This window comes from Bowdeniella nasicola, from assembly GCF_001907295.1.
Lineage (GTDB): Bacteria > Actinomycetota > Actinomycetes > Actinomycetales > Actinomycetaceae > Bowdeniella > Bowdeniella nasicola.
Genome location: NZ_MQVR01000118.1, coordinates 1 through 4,220, shown reverse-complemented (window position 1 = coordinate 4,220; position 4,220 = coordinate 1). Strand labels below are relative to the sequence as shown.

At 65.6% G+C, this 4,220-nt stretch carries 3 protein-coding genes; 1 reads left to right on the top strand and 2 read right to left on the bottom strand.

Translation table 11 applies throughout. The annotated features are described in order from the left end of the window. Nucleotides 1-148: 148 nt before the first annotated feature. Both BSZ39_RS12235 and BSZ39_RS12230 read right to left on the bottom strand, forming a co-directional pair. Nucleotides 149-2,122, bottom strand: coding sequence for a heavy metal translocating P-type ATPase (locus tag BSZ39_RS12235; protein ID WP_083603345.1), 1,974 nt, complete (start codon nucleotides 2,120-2,122; stop codon nucleotides 149-151). 100 nt (nucleotides 2,123-2,222) lie between these two features. Continuing rightward, complete coding sequence (locus BSZ39_RS12230; protein ID WP_073717593.1) at nucleotides 2,223-3,674, bottom strand: amidase; 1,452 nt, start codon at nucleotides 3,672-3,674, stop codon at nucleotides 2,223-2,225. A gap of 135 nt (nucleotides 3,675-3,809) precedes the next feature. On the opposite strand from BSZ39_RS12230, the gene BSZ39_RS12225 reads away from it, so the two are divergent. Next, on the top strand, nucleotides 3,810-4,079 hold the full coding sequence (locus BSZ39_RS12225; protein WP_073717592.1) for an antitoxin: 270 nt from the start codon (nucleotides 3,810-3,812) through the stop codon (nucleotides 4,077-4,079). Nucleotides 4,080-4,220: the final 141 nt, after the last annotated feature.

Sequence of the window (4,220 nt, the reverse complement as noted above, 5' to 3'; positions counted from 1 at the left end):
ACGACCATGACCGATACCGACACGCCCGCACTAGCAAGCTAAAACCCCAAACGAGAGGAAAACGCCGTTACACCACTACAAGGGACTTGACCGCACGGGACGCTATTCCAAAGTTGAGTCTGTCTAACTCAACTGTAGGCCAGGTCACCTAGGGTGTCGCGAGACAGCACTCCTTCGCGTCGCGCGCCGGAAGCGTACACGTCGCAAAACACTCCTTGCGCACATCGAGGTTTTCGGTGAGCGCAGGCTCGTGGCGGCCCGGTTTCATCGCGCGCAACGCCCACAGGATGCATACGAGGTCGACGAGTTCTTGCGCACCGGCGCCCACAATCGCGGGCATAACGCCCGTGAACGCAATCCCCATGAGGATGACCGACAGCGCGACGCCGATCCCGATCGCCTGCAACGCGACCCGGGTCGTGTGCTGGCCGACGCCGACCGCGACTGCGGCGCGGTGTACGTCATCCTTCATGAGGACGACATCGGCACTGTCGGCGGCCGCAGCCGAGCCCGTCAGACCCATCGCGACACCGACGTCGGCGGCCGCGAGGACGGGGGCGTCGTTGACACCATCGCCGACCATCATGACCGGCTTGATGGACGCATCGTTGATCGCACCGACCTTGTCTTCGGGCAGCAGTCCCGCGCGCACGTCGTCGATGCCGAGTTCCTTGCCGACGAGTTTCGCGGTGGCCGGGGTATCGCCCGACAGCATCATGACGCGGCCGACGCCGAGGCGTCCGAGCTCCGCAATGGTTCGGGCCGCCTCGGGACGGTACTGATCGGCGAGCGCGATGACGCCGACGTAACGACCATCAATCGCAACGTGAACGAGGCTCGTGCCGGCCTTCTGGCCGCGGCGCATGCCCTCGATGGCCGATGGGTCGGTCACGATGTCGGCAATCCATGACTGTTTGCCGACGGCGACCTTGCGTCCGTTAACGATGCCCTCAAATCCGGCGGCCACCGCCTCGGTGACATCGCTCGCGGCGGGCACACTCAAGCCCTTGGTCTGGGCCGCAGCAACGATCGCGCGCGCGAGCGGATGCGTCGAGTATTCCTCGACGGCGGCCGCATGCTGCAGGATTTCGTCGGCGCTAAAGCCGTTGGCGACGGTGATGTCGACGACCTCGGGCGCGCCGCGGGTGAGCGTGCCGGTCTTGTCGAAGGCCGCGGTCTCAATACGTGACAGGCGCTCGATGGTGCCGCCGTCCTTGACGATGATGCCCGCGCGGGCCGCGCGCGACATGCCGGCCATGAACGCCACCGGCGCCGCGATGAGCAGCGGGCATGGGGTCGCGACGACGAGGATCTGCGCGGCGCGCAGCGGATCACCCGCGAGATACCAGCCGAGGCCGGCAACCGCGAGCGAAAACAGCGTAAAGGGCAGGGCGATCCGGTCCGCGAGGCGCACCATCGGCGAGCGAGATTCGGCTGCTTCGGCGACGAGGGAGACAATCTGCTGGTATCGCGAGTTCGCGGCATCGCTGAGCGCCCGGACGTGGATCGCGCTTGAGCCGTTGAGCGAGCCGGACATCACCTCGTCGCCGCGAGTGTGGGTGACGGGCAGGGATTCACCCGTGAGCGAGGACTCGTCGAGCGCAGCCCGCTCCGTCATGAGTTCGGCATCGACCGGCAGGATCTCGGAGGGCCGAATGAGTAGGATATCGCCAACCCGAACCTCCGTGACGGGGATCGTCGTGACGGTATCACCATCGACACGGTGGGCGAGCGACGGCGCGCGCTCGAGCACGCCCGTGAGTTCGCTGCGAGCCCGCGCGGACGCGAAATCTTCGAGCGCCTCCCCACCGGAAAGCATGAGGCAGACGACGAGCGCGGCCCAGTATTCCCCGACGAGGACCGTCGCACAGATCGCGACGATCGCGAGGATATCGATGCCCCAGGCGCCGCGGCGGAGGTCCTCGACCATATCGCGGAACTGATCTGCCGCGACGATGAGAGCGAACGTGCTGACGAGCGCCTGCACGAGCGTGACCTCGACGCCACCGAGCTGGAACAGGACATAGCGCGGCAGCGCAAAAGCGAGGATGAGTCCAACAACGCCGACGGCCAGGGTGGCCACCACCCAGGGGTAGCGCGTGACGGTCCGTTGAGTATCCATACTGTCACTGTGACCCATATGGGCGGTTTGCACAAGCACGGAAAGGCTGGCCTTTACCGCATGATTCCGCGGAAAAGGCGAGCCTAAACTACCTTGGCGACTATCGGTAGGCGGGGGCCAGCTGAGGCCACGGATCGGTCTGCTCGAGCAGGCGTGCGACGCGTAGCAGCAGCCCCTCATCGCCAAGGCGCGTCGCCCCGATATGGATCGCGAACGGCAGCTCGATGCCTTCCACCTCGGCACGGTGCAGCGGCACGGATATTGCGGGGGCGCCGGTGATATTCCAGACGGAGGTAAACGGCGTGAAGTGTTTTTGGGCTTCGAAGTCCGCGGCCGGGTCGGCAAGCTGGAGCTCAGTGGGCGGCAGCGGCGGGCCCGAGAGCATCGGCGAGAGGATGATGTCGTACTCGGCCCAGTGGTCGGCGACCTGACGTCCGAGTTGCTGAACGCCCGCGATCGCGTTCGCGTACTGAAGCGCGCTCGCCTCGCGCCCCTGCTCCCGCAGCCAACGTGTCAGCGGCATGAGCTGCTCTTCAGCCTCGGCTGGCACGGGGATGCTCGCGGCACCCGTCGCCCACAGCGGCATGAAGCTCATCCACTGCTCGCCGGTCATGGCGCGTGTTGTTTCTTCCAGCAGGCAGCCTGCGACTTCGAGGTGCCGGGCCGCCCGCCGCACTGCGGCGATGGCCTCGGGATGGAACGTCGTGTGCTCGACGTTCAGCGGCTCGAGCAGGATGCCGACGCGCACGCGCGACCCGTGATCGGACAGGTTGAGCGTCTCGGCCTCCTCGGCCGCGCGGAGTTGATTGGCGAAGTCTTGTCGGCGCGGCAGCGTATAGGAATCCCCTGGCCGGCTGCCCGCGATCGCATCGAGGGAGATCGCGGCGTCGGTGACCGTACGCGTGAGCACGCCTTCGGTCGCAAGGCCAGGGCCCGCGATTCCGTGCGGGCCGGGCGAGACGCGGCCGCGCGAGGGTTTGAGACCCACGATCCCGCAGCACGCGGCCGGGATCCGGATGGAGCCTCCGCCGTCGTTGCCGTGAGCGATCGGGGTGAGCCCGGATGCGAGCGCCGCGGCGGCGCCACCGGATGACCCACCGGCGGTGCGAGAGGTGTCCCACGGGCTACGCGCTGGACGCTGGCCGGCCGGTTCGGTATAGGCGGGCATCCCAAATTCGGGAGTCGCGGTCTTGCCGAGCATGATGGTGCCGGCCTCCGCGAGGTGCTGCGCAATCCCGTCGGTGACGGCAGCAATATTTCCCTTGAGGACTGCGGAACCGGCTTCGAAGGGTTCGCTTGCGACCTGGGTGAGGTCCTTAATCGGGCAGGGGACCCCCACGAGCGGGCGAGGATCGCCATCGGCGATAGCCGAGCGCGCGGTCAGTGCGTCACATTCGGCGCGCCACCGCGAGGCGTGAACAAATGCCCCAACTTCATCGTTGAACCTATCGATCCGCTCGAAGGCTGAACGCGTCACTTCGAGCGGGTCCGTGTCGCCTCGCCGGTAGGCCGTAGCAAGGTCGGCTGCGGACATCTCATGGAGCTCGGTCATGTCTTCAACCTTACGTAAGGGCGCTCACCGAAGTAACGACGGGAGCACAACAGTGGTGTAGATCGCCGTGATTCGGCACGCTAGAACTAAGAGGCGGCGCCAACGGGCCGTCCGGAGGAAGGGAGGGCACCAGCCATGGGACTTGGTCACTTCGTAAACAAGGCAAAAGAGCAGCTAAATAGTGAGAAGGCTGAGCAGCTCTCGGATTCCGCTCTGGATAAGGCGAAGGACTTCGCCTCCCAGCGCACCGGCGGTAAATACTACGACAAGATCACGTCCGCACGCGACTCGATCGACGAGCGTATCGGCACTGAAGGTACCACGCCCGCAGAGGATCCTTCAACCGATCAGGTGAATGATCCGGCCGAAGCAAAGCCGCGACTCGACTCTGACCAGCAGCTCTAAGCCATCACCAAGCGAAACGTCCCCCGGGTTCCCTAACGGATCCCGGGGGGGTCAAGTCCCTTGTAGTGGTGTAACGGCGTTTTCCTCTCGTTTGGGGTTTTAGCTTGCTAGTGCGGGCGTGTCGGTATCGGTCATGGTCGT

Coding starts and splice junctions, on each gene's coding strand:
- BSZ39_RS12235 (WP_083603345.1), bottom strand. CDS start 2,122: ATGGATACTCAACGGACCGTCACGCGCTACCCCTGGGTGGTGGCCACC.
- BSZ39_RS12230 (WP_073717593.1), bottom strand. CDS start 3,674: ATGACCGAGCTCCATGAGATGTCCGCAGCCGACCTTGCTACGGCCTAC.
- BSZ39_RS12225 (WP_073717592.1), top strand. CDS start 3,810: ATGGGACTTGGTCACTTCGTAAACAAGGCAAAAGAGCAGCTAAATAGT.